This window comes from Pseudomonas sp. NPDC089734, assembly GCF_044748865.1.
Taxonomy (GTDB): domain Bacteria; phylum Pseudomonadota; class Gammaproteobacteria; order Pseudomonadales; family Pseudomonadaceae; genus Aquipseudomonas.
Genome location: NZ_JBIVGV010000029.1, coordinates 13,668 through 34,361 on the forward strand (window position 1 = coordinate 13,668; position 20,694 = coordinate 34,361).

At 58.6% G+C, this 20,694-nt stretch carries 16 protein-coding genes and 1 tRNA gene; 6 read left to right on the forward strand and 11 right to left on the reverse strand.

What is annotated here, in order from left to right:
* Nucleotides 1-489: 489 nt before the first annotated feature.
* Together nadE and pncB are read right to left on the reverse strand one after the other, a co-directional pair.
* On the reverse strand, nt 490-1,317 hold the full coding sequence (nadE, locus tag ACIPY9_RS23880; protein ID WP_400707524.1) for an ammonia-dependent NAD(+) synthetase: 828 nt from the start codon (nt 1,315-1,317) through the stop codon (nt 490-492).
* 26 nt (nt 1,318-1,343) lie between these two features.
* Nucleotides 1,344-2,567 (reverse strand): nicotinate phosphoribosyltransferase, encoded by a 1,224-nt coding sequence (gene pncB / locus ACIPY9_RS23885; protein WP_400707527.1) that lies wholly within the window; start codon nt 2,565-2,567, stop codon nt 1,344-1,346.
* Nucleotides 2,568-3,263: 696 nt separating this feature from the next.
* Here pncB and ACIPY9_RS23890 point away from each other — a divergent pair.
* From ACIPY9_RS23890 to ACIPY9_RS23915, 6 genes are all read left to right on the forward strand, one after another.
* On the forward strand, nt 3,264-4,400 hold the full coding sequence (locus ACIPY9_RS23890) for an ABC transporter substrate-binding protein (protein WP_400707530.1): 1,137 nt from the start codon (nt 3,264-3,266) through the stop codon (nt 4,398-4,400).
* 181 nt (nt 4,401-4,581) lie between these two features.
* Nucleotides 4,582-5,496 carry a branched-chain amino acid ABC transporter permease LivH gene (locus ACIPY9_RS23895; protein ID WP_400707533.1) on the forward strand — a complete coding sequence of 305 codons (915 nt, stop codon included), beginning with the start codon at nt 4,582-4,584 and terminating at the stop codon, nt 5,494-5,496.
* 2 nt (nt 5,497-5,498) lie between these two features.
* A complete protein-coding gene (gene livM / locus ACIPY9_RS23900; RefSeq protein ID WP_400707536.1) occupies nt 5,499-6,800 on the forward strand; it encodes a high-affinity branched-chain amino acid ABC transporter permease LivM in 1,302 nt (433 codons plus the stop codon).
* Nucleotides 6,797-7,672, forward strand: coding sequence for an ABC transporter ATP-binding protein (locus ACIPY9_RS23905; RefSeq protein WP_400707539.1), 876 nt, complete (start codon nt 6,797-6,799; stop codon nt 7,670-7,672). Before livM ends, ACIPY9_RS23905 begins: the two co-directional genes overlap by 4 nt.
* Entirely contained in the window at nt 7,669-8,385 is a 717-nt protein-coding gene (locus tag ACIPY9_RS23910) for an ABC transporter ATP-binding protein (protein WP_400707542.1), read from the forward strand. Before ACIPY9_RS23905 ends, ACIPY9_RS23910 begins: the two co-directional genes overlap by 4 nt.
* A gap of 744 nt (nt 8,386-9,129) precedes the next feature.
* On the forward strand, nt 9,130-9,894 hold the full coding sequence (locus ACIPY9_RS23915) for an SDR family oxidoreductase (protein WP_400707545.1): 765 nt from the start codon (nt 9,130-9,132) through the stop codon (nt 9,892-9,894).
* A gap of 52 nt (nt 9,895-9,946) precedes the next feature.
* Here ACIPY9_RS23915 and ACIPY9_RS23920 read toward each other — a convergent pair whose 3' ends face one another.
* From ACIPY9_RS23920 to ACIPY9_RS23960, 9 genes are all read right to left on the reverse strand, one after another.
* Entirely contained in the window at nt 9,947-11,077 is a 1,131-nt protein-coding gene (locus ACIPY9_RS23920; RefSeq protein ID WP_400707548.1) for an AGE family epimerase/isomerase, read from the reverse strand.
* A 128-nt stretch (nt 11,078-11,205) separates the two neighbouring features.
* The gene (locus ACIPY9_RS23925; RefSeq protein WP_400707551.1) at nt 11,206-12,006 is read right to left on the reverse strand and encodes a carbon-nitrogen hydrolase family protein; all 801 of its coding nucleotides are present in this window, start codon (nt 12,004-12,006) and stop codon (nt 11,206-11,208) included.
* Nucleotides 12,007-12,023: 17 nt separating this feature from the next.
* Nucleotides 12,024-13,703, reverse strand: a complete 1,680-nt coding sequence (locus tag ACIPY9_RS23930) for a flavin monoamine oxidase family protein (protein ID WP_400707554.1) — start codon at nt 13,701-13,703, stop codon at nt 12,024-12,026.
* 183 nt (nt 13,704-13,886) lie between these two features.
* On the reverse strand, nt 13,887-14,348 hold the full coding sequence (locus ACIPY9_RS23935; protein ID WP_400707557.1) for an Lrp/AsnC family transcriptional regulator: 462 nt from the start codon (nt 14,346-14,348) through the stop codon (nt 13,887-13,889).
* 11 nt (nt 14,349-14,359) lie between these two features.
* Nucleotides 14,360-15,427, reverse strand: coding sequence for an FUSC family protein (locus ACIPY9_RS23940; protein ID WP_400707560.1), 1,068 nt, complete (start codon nt 15,425-15,427; stop codon nt 14,360-14,362).
* 301 nt (nt 15,428-15,728) lie between these two features.
* A complete protein-coding gene (locus tag ACIPY9_RS23945; RefSeq protein WP_400707563.1) occupies nt 15,729-16,691 on the reverse strand; it encodes a hypothetical protein in 963 nt (320 codons plus the stop codon).
* 197 nt (nt 16,692-16,888) lie between these two features.
* A tRNA-Ile gene (locus tag ACIPY9_RS23950) sits at nt 16,889-16,965 on the reverse strand.
* Between the two features lie 15 nt (nt 16,966-16,980).
* Nucleotides 16,981-20,172: an EAL domain-containing protein gene (locus ACIPY9_RS23955; protein ID WP_400707566.1), complete on the reverse strand. Its 3,192-nt coding sequence runs from the start codon at nt 20,170-20,172 to the stop codon at nt 16,981-16,983.
* A 147-nt stretch (nt 20,173-20,319) separates the two neighbouring features.
* Nucleotides 20,320-20,694: sigma-70 family RNA polymerase sigma factor (locus ACIPY9_RS23960; protein WP_400707569.1), on the reverse strand; the 375-nt coding region annotated here is incomplete at its 5' end.

A 20,694-nucleotide genomic window follows, 5' to 3' on the forward strand; every position in this document is an offset into this window, starting at 1 on the left:
GGAGCGGATTCATCCGCGAAGACGGTATTTCAAGCAACGCATCTCTGCAGGTTGTACCGGCCTTTTCGCGAATGAATTCGCTCCTACGGGGTTATGGCAGTAGGAGCGGATTCATCCGCGAAAGCGGTATATCAAGCAACGCATCTCTGCAGGTTGTACCGGCCTTTTCGCGAATGAATTCGCTCCTACGGGGTTGTGACAGTGGGAGCGGATTCATCCGCGAAAGCGGTATATCAAGCAACGCATCTCTGCGGGTTGTGCCGGCCTTTTCGCGAATGAATTCGCTCCTACGGGGTTATGACAGTAGGAGCGGATTCATCCGCGAAAGCGGTATTCCAAGCAACGCATCTCTGCGGGTTGTACCGGCCTTTTCGCGAATGAATTCGCTCCTACGGGGTTGTGACAGTAGGAGCGGATTCATCCGCGAAAGCGGTATTTCAAGCAACGCATCTCTGCAGGTTGTACTGGCCTTTTCGCGAATGAAGTCCTTTACGGGGCGTAAGGCAGTTCGCGCTTGTGCTGGGTCTTTGAGTACGTGTCACAAATGATTCTGAATGCCTCTTCACGCACAGGTTCGCCGTGCAGGAAGGCGTCGATCTCGGCGTAGGTCACGCCATGAGAGGCTTCGTCCGGCTTGCCCGGCATCAAGTCTTCCAGATCCGCTGTCGGTACTTTTTCTACCAGTGATTCCGGTGCGCCGAAATGACGGGCGATGGCGCGCACCTGATTCTTGACCAGGCCGCTGAGCGGTGCGAGGTCGCAGGCACCGTCTCCGAACTTGGTGAAGAACCCCATGACCGCTTCTGCGGCGTGATCGGTGCCGACCACCAGCCCCTGATAGGCTCCGGCGATGGTGTATTGGGCAACCATGCGTATACGCGCCTTGGTGTTGCCCAGAACGAAGTCCACGGCGCTGGCATGCTGGCCGTCGAAGGCCTTGACCTCGGCGGCCAGGGCCTTGACGCTGGTGCCGATATTGACGGTGTGGCGTTCGTCCGGCTCGATGAAGTCCACCGACGCCTGCGCTTCATGTTCATCCTGCTGCACCACGTACGGCAGGCGTACGGCGATAAAGCGGTAGCTGTCGTCGCCTGTGCTGCTGCGCAACTCCTTGACGGCGCGCTGGCACAGCAGGCCTGCGGTCAGTGAGTCGACGCCGCCGCTGATCCCCAGAACCAGCGTCTTGAGCCGTGCATTGAGCAGGCACTCCTTGATGAAGTCGACGCGCCGGGCCACTTCGGTCACCAGCGCATTGTGGTCGGCAAAAGGTGGCTGGACATTGAGTTGTTCAGCGATCTGGAGCTGTACAGCGTGCATGAGTCACTCCTTGTAAGTAGGACAATTCAAAGGTTTTTTTCAGGCGCAGGCAAAGCCGAGACCTTGAAGACATGCCGCAGGTAGGCGACGAAGTTCGGGTCCTTGCATTGCGCCTTGCCAGGCTCGTCGGAAATCTTCGCGACGGGTTGTCCGGCACAGGCCGTCATTTTCAGCACCATGTTCATGGGGGCTATGCCCGGAATGTCAGCCGTCAGGTTGGTACCGATACCAAAGCTGACGTTGATTCGTCCACGCAGAGCACGAAAGATTTCCAGTGCCTTGGGCAGGCTGAGTCCATCGGAGAACACCAGTGTCTTGCTGGCCGGATCGATCCCCAGCTTCTGGTAGTGCGTGATGCATTTTTCAGCCCACTTCACCGGATCGCCCGAGTCATGGCGCAGGCCGTCGAAGAGTTTGGCGAAATACAGATCGAAGTCGTTCAGAAAGGCATCGGTGGTGATGCAGTCGGTCAGGGCGATACCCAGCAATCCTCGGTACTCGCGGACCCAGCAGTCGAGCGCGGCGATCTGGCTGTCGATCAGGCGCGGGCCGAGTTGCTGGTGCGCCATGATCCACTCATGTGCCATGGTGCCCAGCGGTTTGAGATCAAGTTCGCGGGCCAGATGCACATTACTGGTGCCGACGAACTGGCCGGGGAAGTCACGCTTGAGCACTTGCAGGATTGCTTCCTGCACACCGTAGGAGAATCGACGGCGGGTACCGAAGTCGGCGACTTTCAGCTCGGCCAGTTCGTCCTGGCTGGCATTGCTGTTCAGCCACTCGAACTTGTCGTAGAGGCGTTCACGGGCCTGACTGAGCATGATGTCCGGGTAGCGGTGGCGGTTGCGGACTTCGCTGACGATCGCCAGCAAGGGCACTTCAAACAGAATCACGTGCAGCCACGGACCGTGCAGGCGGATGCACAGTTCATCGTTTTCGATGCTGGTCTTCACGTAACGGGTGTTGAAGCGAAACAGCCCGAGGAACCTGAGAAAGTCCGGTTTCAGGAAGGTGATACGTTCCAGAAAGGCCAGGTGCTCGGCGCTCAGGGACAGCTCACACAGCAATTCGATCTGATGCCGGATCTCTGCCAGGTAAGGGCGCAGGTCTTCACCGTTGCGGCAGCGGAACTCCCATTCCACATCGACATTGGGATAGTTATGCAGCACCGCCTGCATCATGGTGAGTTTGTAGAAGTCGGTATCGAGCAGATTCTGCACGATGCGATTCGAGAAGGCGCTCCCGCTCATTCGTTTGGATCTCCAGAGCAGCCGATAACGTGTGGGCCGCGAATTTCGGGTTGTTCCCGAGAGCACTCGCGACCTGCCGGGTTCGCATTGTCACCCTTTAGTTGCCGGATGATCCAACGGTTCCCGCATTCGTGGCAGAAAAACTCTGTCGACGAGTGTCTCGGGCATCAGGAATAAATGGAATGACGTCTCGCCTAATGGTCATTTGATGGCCGGGTAAAGTCCGGGTTAGGGTCTCTTGCCCGCCCGGGTGTTACGCCTGTTTGAACCTGCACCCCTCTCAAGCGTGGTAACAGGCTTCCCGGTTCATGCCGGATCACCGTGCTTGCGCAGTCGGGCCGGGTTTCTGTCTGGCGGCCAGCGTTTTCCCCATGTTCCGCTAACCTCAAATGGTGCGTCTCGTAGCGCACGCGCACCGGGGGTGTGCACTTCGGTGACGTGTCCGGTTACAGTCGGGTTGCACGTCTGGCTTCGCTTTGGTTGCAGTTTCTAAATGCGTTGGTTGCCCTGTTATTTCTATGGGTTGCACCTTGTGTGACGCATGCGGTTGCACGGCCCTCTGGCAAGGGGCTGTGAATGAGGATGCAGACAACGCAGGCATGGCTTTTCCCGGAATGAAAAAGTGATGGCACGCCCCTTGCTCTAGGCAAAACCTGTAGTTGCAGTGCTAATTAAAAAACCTCAGGAGCACCACTCATGTCGCATACGTTTTACAGGAAAGGCTTTCTGGCAATCGCAGTGACCACTGCATTGGGCGTGTCTTCGTTTGCTCAGGCCGATGTAAAGATTGGCATCGCGGGGCCTATGACCGGTGCGAACGCATCGTTTGGCGAACAGTATATGAGGGGCGCGCAGGCGGCTGCGGACGTGATCAACGCAGCAGGCGGCATCAATGGAGAGAAGGTTGTTCTGGTCAAGGGCGATGATGCCTGCGAGCCGAAACAGGCTGTGGCTATCGCCAACCGTCTGGTCGATCAGGACAAGGTGGTTGGTGTTGTCGGGCATTTCTGTTCGTCATCCACCATTCCGGCTTCTGAGGTCTACAGCGATGCTGGCGTGATCGTTATCACCCCCGGCTCCACCAACCCCACCGTGACCGAGCGCGGTCTCAAAGAAGTGTTCCGCATGTGCGGTCGCGACGACCAGCAAGGCGTGGTGGCCGGTGATTACATCGTCGATGTGCTCAAGGGCAAGAAGATCGCCGTCATCCATGACAAGGACACCTATGGCCAGGGGCTGGCCGATGCGACCCGCGCCCAGTTGGCCAAGCGCGGCGTGAAAGAGGTTCTGTATGAAGGCCTGACCCGTGGCGAGAAGGACTTCAGTGCCCTGGTCACCAAGATCCGTTCGGTGGGGGCCGATGTCGTCTACTTCGGTGGTCTGCACCCCGAAGCCGGTCCGCTGGTTCGCCAACTGCGTGAGCAGGGCCTCAAGGACGTCAGGTTCATGTCCGACGATGGTGTCGTGACCGACGAACTGGTCACCACCGCGGGCGGCGCGCAATACGTCGACGGTGTGTACATGACCTTCGGTGCCGACCCGCGTGCACTGCCGGACAGCAAGGCCGTGGTCGATCAGTTCCGCAAATCCGGTTACGAGCCTGAAGGCTACACCCTCTACGCCTATGCCTCTCTGCAGGCTCTGGCGGCCGGCTTCAACGGTGCCAAGTCCAACAAGGGCGATGCGGCGGCAGCCTGGCTGAAAGCCAACCCGGTCAAGACCGTCATGGGCGAGAAGGCCTGGGACGCCAAGGGTGACCTGAAAGTCTCCGACTATGTGGTCTACCAGTGGGATGCCGCCGGTAAATACAAACAACTCGAAAAACAGAAGTGAGATAGACGCATTGCCGGAGCTGCCCGCTGAGGCACCTGCCACACCGGACAGCTCCGACATGGTAATGGGCTCACACCTCAGCGAGCCGGACTCTTCTGTTGCCTGACGGCCTGTTCGCTGTGCTCCATCGGGGCACGGCGAGCAGGAGCCTGAGCGGCCTTCAAGTTTGTGAGCGTGCGTGATGGACGGTATTTTCCTGCAACAAATGGTCAATGGACTGACTCTAGGGTCTGTCTATGGCCTCATTGCCATTGGCTACACGATGGTCTACGGCATTATCGGCATGATCAACTTCGCCCACGGCGATGTGTACATGATCTCCGCCTACCTGGCCGCCATCGGCCTGGCGGTCCTGTCTTTCTTCGGTCTCGAGTCCTTTCCCTTCCTGATTCTGGGGACGCTGATCTTCACCATCGTGGTGACGGGCGTCTACGGTTTCGTCATCGAGCGCGTGGCCTACAAGCCGCTGCGCAACTCGACCCGGCTGGCACCGCTGATCAGTGCCATCGGTATTTCCCTGATCCTGCAGAACTATGCACAGATCAGTCAGGGTGCCCGCCAGCAGGGTGTGCCCACGCTGCTCGAAGGGGCCTGGCGTTTCGAGATCGGCACGGGCTTCGTGCAGATCACCTACACCAAGATCTTCATTCTCATCGCGGCTTTCGTGGGCATGGCGGTGCTGACCTACATCATCCAGTGCACCAAGCTGGGCAGGATGTGCCGTGCGACCCAGCAGGATCGCAAGATGGCCTCGATCCTGGGGATCAACACGGACCGGGTCATTTCCTACGTATTCATCATCGGTGCTGCCATGGCTGCGCTGGCGGGTGTGCTGATCACCATGAACTACGGCACGTTCGATTTCTATGCCGGCTTCGTCATCGGCATCAAGGCGTTCACGGCCGCGGTACTCGGCGGGATCGGCTCGTTGCCGGGCGCGATGCTGGGGGGCTTGATCCTGGGTGTTGCGGAGTCGCAATTCTCCGGTCTGATCAACTCCGACTACAAAGACGTGTTCAGTTTCGGCCTGTTGGTACTGATCCTGATTTTCCGTCCCCAAGGCCTGCTGGGTCGCCCACTCGTGGCGAAGGTATAAGTATGTCTGCTCCTGTCGCTACACCTATCGATATCAAGAAAAGCCTGATCGACGCCGTGGTTGCCGGTTTGCTGGCGCTGATTGTCTTTGGCCCGATTGTCGGCATCGTGCTCGACGGCTACAGCTTCAACCTGCAACCGGCGCGGGTCACCTTGCTGGTCGGCGTGGTCATGGCCGGCCGTTTTCTCATGAGCCTGTTTCTGCAAACGCCCAAGGGCATTCGCATCGGCCAGAGCTTCGAGGGTTCCGGCTCCGGTGTGCATGTGCTCAAGCCCGATCACAAGTCGAGCCTCTACTGGATCATTCCGATGCTGATCGTGATTGCCATCGTGTTCCCGATCTTTGCCAACAAATACATTCTGACTGTGGTCATCCTTGGTCTGATCTATGTACTGCTGGGGCTGGGCCTGAACATCGTGGTCGGCCTGGCCGGCCTGCTCGATCTGGGTTATGTGGCGTTCTACGCCATCGGCGCCTATGGCCTGGCTCTGGGGTATCAGTACCTCGGACTGGGATTCTGGTCGGCGCTGCCGCTGGCCGCCATTGCGGCGGCCCTGGCCGGGTGCATTCTGGGCTTTCCGGTCTTGCGCATGCATGGCGATTATCTGGCCATCGTGACCCTGGGGTTCGGTGAAATCATTCGTCTGGTGCTCAATAACTGGCTGTCCTTTACCGGTGGCCCGAACGGTGTTCCCGTGCCGTCGCCGACCTTCTTCGGTCTGGAGTTCGGACGGCGGGCGAAGGATGGCGGGGTGCCGATTCACGAATACTTCGGCTTCGATTACAACCCGGACCTGAAATTCCTGTTCATCTACGTCGTGCTGTTCATCGTGGTACTGGCGGTGCTGTTCATCAAGCATCGACTGACCCGCATGCCGATCGGCCGCGCCTGGGAAGCGCTGCGCGAAGATGAGATCGCCTGCCGCGCCATGGGCCTGAACCATGTACTGGTCAAGCTTTCGGCCTTCACCATCGGCGCTTCGACGGCCGGTCTGGCCGGGGTGTTCTTTGCCAGTTATCAGGGCTTCGTCAACCCGACATCCTTCACCTTCTTCGAGTCTGCGCTGATTCTGGCCATCGTGGTTCTGGGGGGGATGGGATCGACGGTGGGCGTCGTGATCGCGGCCTTCGTGCTGACGGTTGCGCCCGAGCTGTTGCGCAGTTTCTCCGAGTACCGGGTCCTGCTGTTTGGAATCCTGATGGTGTTGATGATGATCTGGCGGCCACGTGGCCTGATTCGCATCAGCCGTACAGGCGTAACGCCACGCAAGGGTGTCCTGGTTAAAGAAGGAGTGACGCCATGAGCAATGAAGTCATTCTCTCGGTCGAGCATCTGATGATGCACTTTGGCGGTATCAAGGCGCTGAGCGATGTCAGCCTGCAGGTTCGCCGCAACTCGATCTTTGCCCTGATCGGCCCCAACGGCGCAGGCAAGACCACGGTTTTCAACTGCCTGACGGGGTTCTACAAGGCCACGGGCGGACGTATCGAGCTGCACACCCGTGGCAAGACCACCAATGTGATCAAGCTGCTGGGCGAGTCGTTCGAGGCGACGGATTTCGTGTCGCCGAAAAGCTTCTTCAGCCGCGTCTATTACAAGATGTTCGGCGGCACCCATCTGGTCAATCGGGCCGGGCTGGCGCGCACCTTCCAGAACATTCGCCTGTTCAAGGAAATGTCGGTGGTCGAGAACCTGCTGGTGGCTCAGCACATGTGGGTCAATCGCAGCCTGATCGGCGGCATCCTCAATACCAAGGGCTATCGCAAGGCCGAGGAGGACGCGCTCAACACGGCGTTCTACTGGCTGGAAGTGGTGGACCTGGTGGATTGCGCCAACCGTCTGGCTGGCGAGTTGTCTTACGGGCAGCAGCGTCGTCTGGAGATTGCCCGGGCCATGTGTACACGGCCTCAGGTGATCTGCCTCGATGAACCGGCTGCCGGCCTCAACCCGCAAGAGACCGAGGCCCTGAGCGGCATGATCCGTCTGCTGCGCGATGAGCATGACATGACCATCGTGCTGATCGAGCACGACATGGGCATGGTCATGGGGATTTCCGACGATATTGTGGTGCTCGACCATGGCAACGTGATTGCCACGGGCGGGCCGGAGCAGATCCGCAACGATCCGAAAGTGATCGCGGCGTATCTGGGCGCTGATGAAGAGGAGCTGGTATGAGCAAGCCGATCCTCGAAATGAAAGAGATCGATGTGTTTTACGGGCCGATCCAGGCCCTCAAGAAGGTCTCGCTGCACATCAATGAAGGTGAGACGGTCAGCCTGATCGGCTCCAACGGCGCAGGCAAGTCCACGCTGCTGATGTCGATCTTCGGCCAGCCGAGGGCTGCCAGCGGGCAGATTCTCTATCAGGGCACCGACATCACGCAGAAGTCGTCGCACTACATCGCGTCCAACGGCATCGCGCAGTCGCCGGAAGGGCGGCGGGTGTTCCCCGACATGTCGGTCGAGGAAAACCTGATGATGGGCACCATCCCGATTGGCGACAAGCATTCGGCGGAAGACATGCAACGCATGTTCGAGCTGTTCCCTCGGCTCAAGGAGCGTCGTAACCAGCGCGCCATGACCATGTCCGGGGGCGAGCAGCAGATGCTGGCGATTGCCCGCGCCTTGATGAGTCGCCCGAAACTGCTGCTGCTCGACGAGCCGAGTCTTGGGCTGGCGCCGATCATCGTCAAACAGATCTTCTCGACTCTGCGGGAGCTGGCGGCCACTGGCATGACGATCTTTCTCGTGGAGCAGAACGCCAACCATGCGCTCAAGCTTTCCGACCGCGCCTACGTGATGGTCAACGGCGAAATCCGCCTGACGGGGACGGGCAAGGAATTGCTGGTAAATGAAGAAGTCAGGAACGCTTATCTCGGTGGACACTGATTCAGTCAATAAAGCGGCATTTTTCTACTGCGCCCCGGGTGTCCTGCACCTGGGGCGTCGTTTTTCCCGATTGTGGAAAACAATTTTGACGTCCCCTCGAAGCGCGACATAAAGACGCTGCAAACGGTTGTTTTGTCATGGTTTTGACTTGTTCAGGTTTACTGTGGAACGGGTTGTTAATAACTTGGGAGTATTTGGCTGTAGCCCTTTATATATAAGGGATATAGAGGTGTGGTTGTTTTTTGAGCAGCTATTTTTGGACGTCGATTGACGAGGTTTGTCAACGTCTGGCGGGCTGTTTGTTCATACAGTATGTTTGGGTGAAAAGCCTGTGGATAAGTCTGTGGGCAAGCATTGGAAAGAGTCTTCCAGGCGTTATCCTCATTGGTCTGGAGAGCGATACAGGGTTTTGCCGACCGTTGCACTGTTTCGGGGTTGGTTCCAAAGTCAAGGAAAAAACTTTTCCTGATGGGCTGAAGCCCTTGAAATACAAGGCATTTACCGCATCGCACTTGCCCCCAGAGATTGTGGGCCTGACTGTGGATAAGATGGGCAAAACTGTCTCAGGCCCTTATAAATCGTGGCTTTGCTGGTGCTGATCATTGTTTGTACAGGTGCTGCGTTTTTCCCCCCTGTTTTATCCCCATGGCTTGATCCAGACGGCTCCGGGCGGGCATTCTGCCGGTCTTGCCGTGAACTTGTTAACAGGCTGCGCCTTGAGGGCGCGGTGCTCAGGAGAATGAAATGACTTCCACTGTATTCATTACGGGCGCTACGTCCGGTTTTGGCGAAGCCTGTGCCCGCCGTTTTGCCGAGGCGGGCTGGTCACTCGTGCTGACAGGACGCCGCAAGGAGCGTCTGGACGCCCTGAGCGCCGAGCTGTCGAAGCAGACCAAGGTTCACACCCTCGTACTGGATGTGCGTGACCGTGCTGCGATGGAAAGTGCTATCGCGGAGCTGCCTGAAGAGTTCGCAACCATTCGTGGACTTATCAACAACGCGGGCCTGGCCCTTGGCATCGATCCGGCTCCCCAGTGCGATCTGGATGACTGGGACACCATGATCGACACCAACGTCAAAGGACTGGTTTACACCACGCGCCTGTTGCTGCCCCGCCTGATCGGTCATGGCCGTGGCGCGAGCATCGTCAACCTGGGGTCGGTGGCGGGCAATTACCCGTATCCGGGCGGTAACGTCTACGGCGGCACCAAGGCGTTCGTGGGGCAGTTCTCGCTCAACCTGCGCAACGACCTGATCGGGACTGGCGTGCGTGTCACCAACCTGGAACCGGGCCTGTGTGAGAGCGAGTTCTCGCTGGTGCGTTTCGGTGGCGACCAGGCCAAATACGACGCAACCTATGCCGGTGCCGAGCCTATCCAGCCGCAGGACATCGCAGAAACCATTTTCTGGATCATGAACACTCCGGCCCACGTCAACATCAACAACCTTGAGCTGATGCCGGTCAGTCAGACCTGGGCCGGTTTTGCGATTGACCGCAACCGCGGCTGATCGACTGCAGGAGCGAATTCTCTCGCGATCATGTTCGCGAATGAATTCGCTCCTACAGGGCGTCTGCCAATCCGATGTAGCAGGTGGCCAGGTGGTAAGGCGTTGTGGAGGGCATGTCGTTGCGACTGACCTGGCCATTGGCGTCGAGGCACTCATGCCAGCCACCCGCATGCAGAAAGCGTTGCTGCAGCGCCATCATCTGATTGCTCAAGTCGCCTTTGCTCTCTGGCCGTACCGCCAGCGCCCGCAGGTATTCGGCCTGCGCCCAGATCCTCTGGGTGCCGTCGCGGATTTCGCCATCGAGCGTCAACATGGCGCTGACCGCTCCTGTTTCCTGATCGATACCTTGAGTCTCTGCGAGGACGAATGCCCGGTCCAGTGAGGCGTAGAGCGGCGTGTTGTGTAGATCGGGAGAGGATTGGAGCAAAAAGAACCACTCGAACTGGTGCCCCGGCTCATACCAGTTATCCACAGCCTCCAGCGGCTTCTCCAGCATGACGCCCGTAGCCGGGTCGATGAAGCGGCGTTGCATGTGGACCACCAATCCATCCAGAGCGGCCTGCGTTTCTGGATCGGGGCGTACCGACAGCGTTGCCAGAAACGCTTCGGCGAGGTGCATCAAGGGGTTCTGCAGCGGTCCGCTGCCCAGTGTCGACCAATCCTCCTCCAGGCTGGCCTCATAGAGACCTGCGCCATCGGCAAAACGCTCGGCGACAACCTTCAGCGCGGCGTTGAGGACCGACTCGGCCAGCGGCTCCTTGACCCTGGCCCAGTAGTGGGCGCAGGCGAAAATGATGAACGCGTGGGTGTAGAGGTCCTTGCGACGGTCCTGTGGCCGACCTTGTGGATCAATGCTGTAAAACCAGCCGCCATGCTCGCCATCATGAAAGTGCTGTTGCAGCGAGCGAAACAGGGCGGCCGCTCGTGCGGTTGCGTCCGGAAACGCTGGATGGCCGATCAGGCTGGAGAACAGGAACAACTGCCGGGCACAGGCCATGGCCCTGTAACGCTGAGGCGGCAAGGGCTGATGATTGGCATCCAGGGCTTCATAAGGCAGAGCCAGTTGCGCATTCCAGCCGGGACCTTGCCACAGCGGCACGACGACCTGAAGGAAGTGTTCCTGAATGCTGGCGAATACGGAGAGCGGTTCAGGCTTGGCGGCAGAACTGGAAGCATGAGGCATCGGCGGGTGTCACTGCGGTGTCGAGATGCGTGCCATGTTAACAGGAGGCGGTTTATCCGGCTCGGGATTGTGCAGAGGGCTTGCCCGAGAGCAGGAACGAATTCATTCGCGAGCAGGGCAGTGTGAATTCAGGGCTTCACCAGATCCGTATACAGTCCCGGCCGCCGATCCTGGAAATAGGTATTGAGCGCCCGAGAACTCTCCATCAATTTTCGATCCAGCCTGCCGACAATCAACACTTCATCCTGTGCAGCCAGTGCCGGGCGGCTGCCATCCGGGGCGCACAGGCTGCTTTGCCCGCAATACTGAATGTTGCCTTCGTTGCCACAGTAATTGGCATACGCCAGATAGCACTGGTTCTCGAACGCTCGTGCCCGCACGGTAATGTCACAGACGAAATCGTAGGGCGTCATGTTGGCCGTGGGCACGAGAATCAGCTCCGCCCCGGCCAGTGCCAGGCGGCGTGTGTTTTCGGGGAATTCCACGTCGTAGCAAATCAGCAGGCCAAGACGCCAGCCATTGAGCTCCACCACGGGAAAGTCATCCTCTCCGGCCGTGAACATCGAGGTGTCCAGTTCACCGAACAGGTGGGTCTTGCGGTAGTTGGCCAGGCGTTGCCCGCTGCTGCCGATTAACTGCACAGCGTTGTAAATTCGCCCGCTGGCACCTAGCTCTGGATAGCCATAGGCAATGGCTATGCCGTGGGTTTTGGCAATCTCGGCCACCCGGGCTGCGGCAAAACCATCGGAGGGTTGTGCCAGTTTGCGGGCGGCTTCTGCGCCGATGTTGTAGCCGGTCAGGAACATTTCCGGGCAGACCAGCAGATCGGCTTTCTGCTGTGAGGCCTCGTGAGCCTGTTGCTCCAGCCGCAACAGGTTGGCACCGATATCCAGCGGCAGAGGCGGACATTGGTACAGCGCGATGTTCATGGCTGTTTTCCTTCTGGTCAGTCGGCCAGTGCGATGGGACCGATCTCATGGAACACATCGCCGGGGCCGGGGTTTTCCGCGAATGTCTTGCCGCCAAAGTGAGTCATGATGCCCCACACCGCGTTCAACGATGTCTGCACGGCACCCTCGACCCATGCGGGTGTCCAGGAGATATCGTCACCGGCCAGAAACATGCCGCGCTGTTCGCCGGGCATGTCCTGCTGCATGAAATGGGCGTACATGCGTTGGTTATAGCGGTAATGCCCCGGCAACGCACCTTTGAAGGCCCCCAGGAAATGCGGGTCGGCTTCCCATGACACGGTGATGGGGTCACCAATGATCCGTGCGGCGATATCGACCTTCGGGTAAATCTTTTTCAAGGCATCCAGGGCCAGCTTCACGCGTTTGTCGATGGGCTGCGGCAGCATCTTCAGGGCATCGCTCATCCACGAGTAGGACAAGCAGATCACCCCCGGCCTGTTGTCACCGTTGTCGAACAGATACGTGCCCCGCGTCAGACGGTCGGTGAGGGTCATGCTCATGAGGTCGCGACCGGTTTCCTGGTCCTTGTCCTTCCAGAACGGCCGATCGACCATGACGAAGGTTTTCGAGGACTGCATGTAGCGGGTACGGTCGAGTGCCATCCACATCTTTTGTGAAAACAGCGATTCTTCGCACTCGATCTGGGTGGTCAGCAGCCAGCTCTGGCACGTGGTCAGTACCGCCGCGTAATGCCGCGTATCGCCCCAGTTATCGGTGACGGCCAGATTCCCGTCCTCGGCTCTGGCAATGCGCTTGACCCCGGTACGCGGTGCGCCGTGATGCAGGGATGACAGGCTGGTGCCTTGCGGCCAGTGGGCGCAGCGCTCCGGTACATGACGCCAGATGCCCAGCGGAACCTGTTCCACGCCGCCGACAATCAGGTGCTGATGGTCGTCGCAGTTGGTCATGACCACGCGAAAGATTTCCAGCATCGAATTGGGGAAGTCTGAATCCCAGCCGCCGGTACCGAAACCGACCTGCCCGAACACTTCACGGTGATAGAACGACAGCCTGGCGAACGCCTTCGAGGTGGCGACGAAGTCATAGAACGTGCGGTCGTCCCACAGTGGGACCAGCCTGTTCCACAGCTCCTTGAGGCGCGGTACATCACGGTCGCGGATGGCCTGCTGGATATCGGAGAACTGTGAACCGGCCTCCAGCGCATCGGCCCAGGCGTCGGCCACTTCCTGAAATATCTCGGGCAGGTCCGACAGCTTCTGTGCGTAGTAGGTGGTGCCTTCCAGGTCGATGACGGTACTACCGGAGGCTTCGGTCAGCGGGTTGGGGAAGGGCCGGGATTCAAGCCCCAGCTTGTCGACATAGTGATAGAACGCCGTGGACGAGACGGGAAAACGCATTCCGCCCAATTCCGCGATGATGCCTTCGGCCCCTTCAAAGGCCTGGGAGCGCAGACGACCGCCCATTTTCGAGGCTTCGTACACCACAGGCTTGAGGCCCAGTTTCATCAGTTCATAAGCCGCCACCAGCCCGGCGATACCGGCACCGATGATCGCCACTTCCTTGCCATGGTTCTCTGCGGGAATGCTGCCCAGACCGGCGGGGTGTTCGATCCACTCATCGAACGCAAAGGGAAAGTCCGGACCGAACATGGTGACCGGCTTCTTGCCGTCCTGAGGATGACGATTGTTTTTCATGACTGACCTGACTGGGCAACGGCGAAAGACAACAGTCTAGATAAGCGTGCACACGTTAATAAGACGCAAAGTGTCGTCTATATGATGTGTTTTTGTTCAATATGACGAAGCTGACAAGCACTTTGATGCGTAGGGACAAATGAATGTCGTCAATGGCTTTTAACCGTCAGGAAAACGTTAAACCTAAAGCGGCTGACCCCGATCGATCTTGTTGCTGAGAATGATCGACGTGGTGGTCTTTTCCACGCCATCGATGCTGCCGATCAGATCCAGCAACTGGTCCAGTTGCTCCGGCGAATCCGTGCGCAACCAGGCCACATAATCGAACTCGCCACTGACGGCACATAGCTGCTGGACCTGAGCCTGGGTGCTGAGGCGACGCAGCACTTCCTTGCCCGAACGGGGCTGCACGGTAATGCCGACATACGCCTGCAGACCGCCCTCTACGACACGTTGACTCAAGCGCACGCCATAGCCGGTGATGACCTTGGTGCTTTCCAGGCGCGCCAGTCGGGAGGTGACCGTCGTGCGGGCGATACCCAATTGTCGGGCCAGTGTCGCGACGCTTTCCCGGGCATTGAGTTGCAGGGCCGCGATCAGTTGACGGTCGAGATCATCGAGGGCGACAGGGCGGGTATCGGACACAGAGGCCTCCTTCAGAATTTCCAGCGCTTGGCTGTCCTGGAAAGACGTTCCTGCAGACCATCCAGATTGTGCGCCAATTGCTGAGTCATCAAATGGTAGCCCGTCAGCTCGGCCGGGATTTCAGTGTGTGGTGCTGCTGTCTCGGATGGGCGTGCCAGACGCTCGGTCGCGCCAGTCTGTAGGGCGCGGGCCATACCGATCAACTGGCGGCGGATCTGGCGATAGTCTGCATCCATCGAGGCTTTCAGCGAAGCACCAGCGGCCTGATCGAGATTGGCCGGGCGAATGTTGGAAAGGATCTCAAGGGTGCTCAGGCACATACGGAAATGTCCCTGTATCGCGTCCAGCTCGACCATGGAAATCTTCACTTCCTTGGAGACGGAGGGCAGCAAAGAGCGCAATTGCAGCATCGTTGCGTTGAGCCGGGCGGTCAGCTTCAGGTGTTCGTCGGCTGTTACGGGCTGGCCCTGGGTGATGCGCCCGTACACCTTGGCGCAATCGCGCAAGCCACTGGCCAGGTTGTAGCGCCAGGAAAAGACAGCATACAGCGGCAGTGCAAAGGAAAAGGCCAGTGCCAGCGCGATACCGATCATGATATCCAGCGTGCGCCACAGCCCGTCACTGACCGGATTGACCCCGTGGCCAGCGACGATGAACAGGGTAATCGCCGATAGCAACGCGGTATAACCGCCCTTGCCGATGGCGTGATAGGCGAAGAAACCGCACATCACCGACATCATCACGTAGGTCAGCAGCGGAATTTCCAGATACCCCTGCTGCACCACCACAAACAACCCCAGGCCCGCACCGATGAGCGTTCCATAGGCGCGCTCGACGGATTTCTTGCCGATATTGCCGTGATGCTGCAAACCGCCGATCACGATCAGCATCGTCACCGAGGCCCATTCGCCATGAGGCAGGTTCAGACCCGAAGTCAGCAGGATCGACACCAGCAATCCCACCACGATCCGCGCAGCATGGATCAGCCGTGCATGCCGATAACGGCGATACGGATCAAGCAACGGGCGTAAGACAGGGCGGAGCCAGGAGGGGATAAAAACAGAGCGCGAATTCGTCATGCGTTAAAAGACCGCGAGTCCAGGTAAAGGGTCCATGCTTTGATGATGGCGGGGCCCAGTAAGCCACAAGTAAGAAGGGAATTGTTTATTGCTTTTCTGCTTTGAGTCATTGTGACGCGTCATGAATGATCAGCCGAGAAGATGCATGCCCTCTCTCATGATGAGTTCGCTTGATGCAGGCCAATAGCCCTCCTCAGCGCCACGATTCGTCGGGGGGCGAGGGGGCTTCTGGGCAGAGCCGTGGCGGGTAACTCCAAGGGCTGGTTGTGTCAGATGGCTGTGTCGCACGGGCCCTGGACGTTCAGTGTGCAAAGTTCGCAATGTCTACGTCGGGAGCGGTGAATGCCAGGCGTTCGGCGACTGTCCAGTTGAGCGATGCGTTGGCGGTATTGGCCTGGATGCGTGCGACCGTTGCATTGCGCCCCTGGGCACTGTTGGCCCAGAGCGCATAGGTCAACGGCTCGGGGGGCACAGGAACGAGCATGGGGTTGGCATTGTGTCTTGCTTCTGCACCCCGGCGTGAACGACGCATGGGGCCAGGGGCGCCTCCGACATTGGCGGCCGGTGTGCTTACCAAGGCCAATAAAGCGGCGTCACGGGCGGCTTGAGCCGTAGCGCTATATGCATTGTATTCAAGACGTGTGGCCGTTCTCACCATACGGAATTTCCAGGTGCGCCGGTCGATGTCAGGCATTGCATCAATGCTTTCATCCAGAAGTGCTACTTCGGCGTGGCGATTGGCAATCAATGCTGCGATGTTCAGTTCCTTGTCTGCATCGCTTGCAGCAAGATACTCGGCCACGGTGGCCTGGGTGACGGTCCACACACGAAAGCGTATGGGAATGTTCGGGCCGGTCCAGTGCTGCAATGAGTCTCCGGCTGTAAAGGCTGCCTTTTGCACATCGTAGGCATCGGCCACGGCTGCGTAGTCGATCTCCACCACCATCACCTCGGCAGCCAGGTCAGCCTTGATGGCTGTTTCCATGTCGCGCCAGGCTCCTCCGGCGGCACCCTGCCACAACTCGTACTGGGGCACGATGTTGAAGCTTTCGTCGCAGCCCCCCAGTTCAAGCGCCATGATATGGCCTTTGGCGAACGGCGTACCACCCGTGAGAAAACCACAATGGCAGGCCGGCGGTTCACCGCGATTCCCCGTGTCCTGACGATGGATCACCCCCACCAGATAACGTGGCTGGGCACCGTAGGTATGCACAAAACAGTTATCCGCTGCCTGCGTCAGGCCTCTGCCTTTATTCAATGCCATGATCGCTCCGGAAGGTCCGACAGGTTGGGCGGAGAAAAGGTTATCAGCATTTAGTGGCAACGGGCCATTCTGACGTCGGGCGCCCTATGTCATAGGGGAATCATGATCAAAGAGGTGTAAGCGAAGCCGCACATAGGCTTGTATCTGAGAGGTTTCCGCCAGACATGAAAAAGCCGCGCAGTGCGCGGCTTTGAATCTGGTGGGCCCACACGGACTCGAACCGTGGACCAAAGGATTATGAGTCCTCTGCTCTAACCAACTGAGCTATGGGCCCTCAGTAGGCCGCGGATTATAACGGCGGTTTCGCGGCTGTGCTATCCGAAAAGTCCGAAAGATTCATGAGAAGAAATTTTGCGCAGAATTCTTCGGGGGGCAGGGGGAGGCTGACGATGTAGCCCTGGATCTGTTCGCAGCCTTGTTCGGTGAGGAATCGTTGTTGTTCGCTGTTTTCGACGCCTTCGGCGATGACGGTCAGTTGCATGCTGCGGCCCAGGGCGATGATGGCGCGGACGATGGCGGCGTCGTGGGTGTCTTCGGGCAGGCCGCGGACGAAGGACTGGTCGATTTTCAGGATGTCCAGCGGCAGTCGTTTGAGGTAACTGAGCGAAGAGTAGCCGGTGCCGAAGTCGTCGATGGCCAGTTGGACGCCGAGCTTTTTCAGTTTGTGCAGCACGGACAGGGCTTCTTCTGTCTGGCTCATGATGAAGTTCTCAGTGATCTCCAGTTGCAGGCAGCCGGGCTCCAGATCGTTGTCGGCAAGCAGTTGTTCTATGCGTTTGAGCAGGTTGGGCTGACGCAATTGGGCGCCGGCCAGGTTCACGGAGAGGGGGCCGAACGGTTCGTAGGTCTTGCGCCATTCACGCATTTGACGGCAGGCGTGTTCCAGTACCCAGTCGCCGATTTGCAGGATCATGCCGTTTTCTTCCGCCAACGGGATGAAGTGTTCGGGCGGCACCTCTCCGAACGTCGGGTGACTCCAGCGAATCAAGGCTTCGGCACCCACCAGCCTGTTGTCCGGCAGGCGGGTCTTGGGCTGGAAGGACAGGCTCAGTTCGTTGCGTTCGATGGCTCTGCGCAGTTCCTGTTCAAGGGCGATCCGTTCGCTGGCCTGTGAGGTCAGATCCCGGGTGTAGCTTTCGATCCGGTTGCGCCCCTTGGCCTTGGAGCGGTACATCGCCGCGTCGGCGTTTTTGACCAATGTGGCGACGTCTGTGCCATCTGTGGGGAACAGGCTGCTGCCGATACTGGCGCTCATGAAGAACTCATGCTCACCGGCCTGGAAGGGGGCTGTGAAGCAGGCCAACAGTTTGTTGGCGATGGTTTCTGCGTCGCCGGCTTGCAGCAGGCCGGGCAGCAATACGATGAATTCATCGCCTCCGAGTCGGGCGACGGTGTCGATGTCGCGCAGGTTCTCCTTGAGGCGTTGTGCGATGCCCTTGAGGAGTAAATCGCCCACCGGGTGCCCCAGGCTGTCGTTGATGTGCTTGAAGCGATCAAGGTCGATAAACAGCACGGCCCCAAGGCTGCCGGACTCTTCGCTGTGGATAAGTGCCGATTGCAGGCGATTTTCAAACAGGGTGCGATTGGGCAGCCCGGTCAGCGGGTCGTGGTGGGCCTGATAGTCCAGGCGCGCCTGGGCATGCTTGAGGCTGGAGATGTCGGCAAATACCGCAACGAAGTGGGTGAGGAGATGGTCCTTGTTGCGGACGGCGCTGATCGTCAGCCAGCCTGGGTACAGCTCTCCGTTCTTGCGGCGGTTACAGATCTCGCCTTGCCAGTGCCCCTCGGCGTTGAGTTGGTGCCACATGGCGGCGTAGAACGCGCTGTCATGCTGGCCAGAGGAGAGCAGACGCGGCGTCTGGCCGATGGCCTCCTCTTCGCTGTAGCCAGTGATAGCGCTGAAGGCCCTGTTGACGGCGTTGATGCGCTGATGAGGGTCGGTAATCAGAACGCCTTCGGCGGTGCTCTCGAATACGGTGGCGGCCAGGTGCAGTTTTTCCTGCATTTGCTGGCGTTCTGTAATGTCTCGGGCCAGGGTCATGATGCATGCTTCCCCTGCGATAAGCAGAGGGTTGGAGGACAGCTCGCAAATCCGGATCTGGCCGTCCATGCGACGGATCTGGCTGCGAAACTCCTGAACCGTGCCGTTTTTCTGTAATTGATCGAGCAGTTGGCGGCGTTCGTCCGGGTCGGCCCAGATCTGCAATTCAAGGCTCGAGCGTTCCAGACATTGGCTTTCGCTGTAGCCCGTCAGCAGGCAGAACCCTTCATTGACCTCCATCAGCAGGCCATCGCTGGTGCGGGTGATGACCAGGCCATCGGGAGAGGAGTGAAACGCCTTGGCGAACTTCTCTTCGGAAAGTTGCAGCAGTTGCTGGGCGTGTTTGAGGGGCGTGATATCGCTCACGGTGATCAATACGGCCGGGGTCGAGCTCATCTCGAACGGTTCGGCTGACATCAGGCAGGAAAATGTACTGCCGTCCCTGCGACGCAGCGGCATTTCCAGATTGCGGATTCTGTCTTGCTGCACATGCTTCAGCAGGCCTGGCCCGACACCTGGAACGGCCCACAGATTGACTTGTGTGGGCGTCTTGCCGATGACCTCTTCGGTTGCCATGCCTGTCTGTGTCACGAAGGCTTTGTTGACATCAAGAATGATGCCGTCGGACAGGCGGGCAATGATCAGGATATCCGGGCACTGGGCAAAGACGGAGGCGAACTTTCCCTCGGAAAGGCGCAGCGCTTCCTCGGTCTGCTTGCTGTCACTGATGTCGATCATCAAGCCGCGCATGAGGGCTGTATTGCCCTGGTGGGTCAGGCTGACGATGTCACGGATCCAGATGACATGACCTTCCGCGTCATGGACCCGGTAGTCGAGGTTGTGATCCTTGCCGTTCAGGGTTTGCTGTTTGCAGAAGGCTTCGGCTGCCTTGAGGTCTTCCGGGTGCACGATGCTGCGCCAGAACCCCGGTGACAGCCATTTTTCCAGAGGGTAGCCCAGCATGCTTTCTGCCTGGGGCGAGACGTAGTGGTAGGTCAGATCGTCGGGGTTGGCTTCCCAGGCTACTGCCGAGAGGCTTTCAACCAGTCCGCGGTAATGGTGTTCGCTGCTGCGAAGTTTTTGTTCCAGCTCAACCCGGCGAGAGATTTCCAGGCTGAGTTGTCGGTTATTGCGGATCACGACGACCAGTGCGCCTGACAGCAGTAATAAACCGGGAAGGCCGTACAACAGGAAGTTTTCCCAATAGGCCGGAGGATGTATTTCGCTGCCTCTGCGTACATCAAGATCGGAGGATTGGATATTTTCCGACGCTCGCAGTAGGGCTTTTGAGTCTTGTTGTGCCAGTAAGGGCTGCTGGTAGGTCTTAACCCCGGTGCGAAGGTTTTCGCGGGTGTCGGCGGTGTGTTCTCTTGTTTGGGGAGTGGCGTATGCCATGGAGCCGATCAGACAAAAGAATGTAATGGCCGACAGTCGGAACATGGCAGTCTCATAGCGGGGGATGGCAATTACACGAGTGTAGACGGCGTAGGAAAAGGAGGGGGAAAACTACCCGGCAGGCATGAATATGAAGTACCAGAAAAGCAAAACCCCCGGCGGGCCGGGGGTTTTGTTTATTTGCTTGCTCGATTACTCGTCAAGGAACGAGCGCAGATGCTCGCTTCTTGTCGGGTGACGCAGCTTGCGCAGTGCCTTGGCTTCGATCTGACGAATCCGCTCGCGGGTGACGTCAAATTGCTTGCCCACTTCTTCCAGCGTGTGGTCGGTATTCATGTCGATACCGAAACGCATGCGCAGAACCTTGGCTTCACGAGCGGTAAGGCCCGACAGCACTTCGCGTGTGGCTTCTTTCAGGCTTTCAACCGTGGCGACATCGATAGGCGACTGCATGGTCGAGTCTTCGATGAAGTCACCCAGATGGGAGTCTTCGTCGTCGCCGATCGGGGTTTCCATGGAGATCGGCTCTTTGGCGATCTTCAGTACCTTGCGGATCTTGTCCTCAGG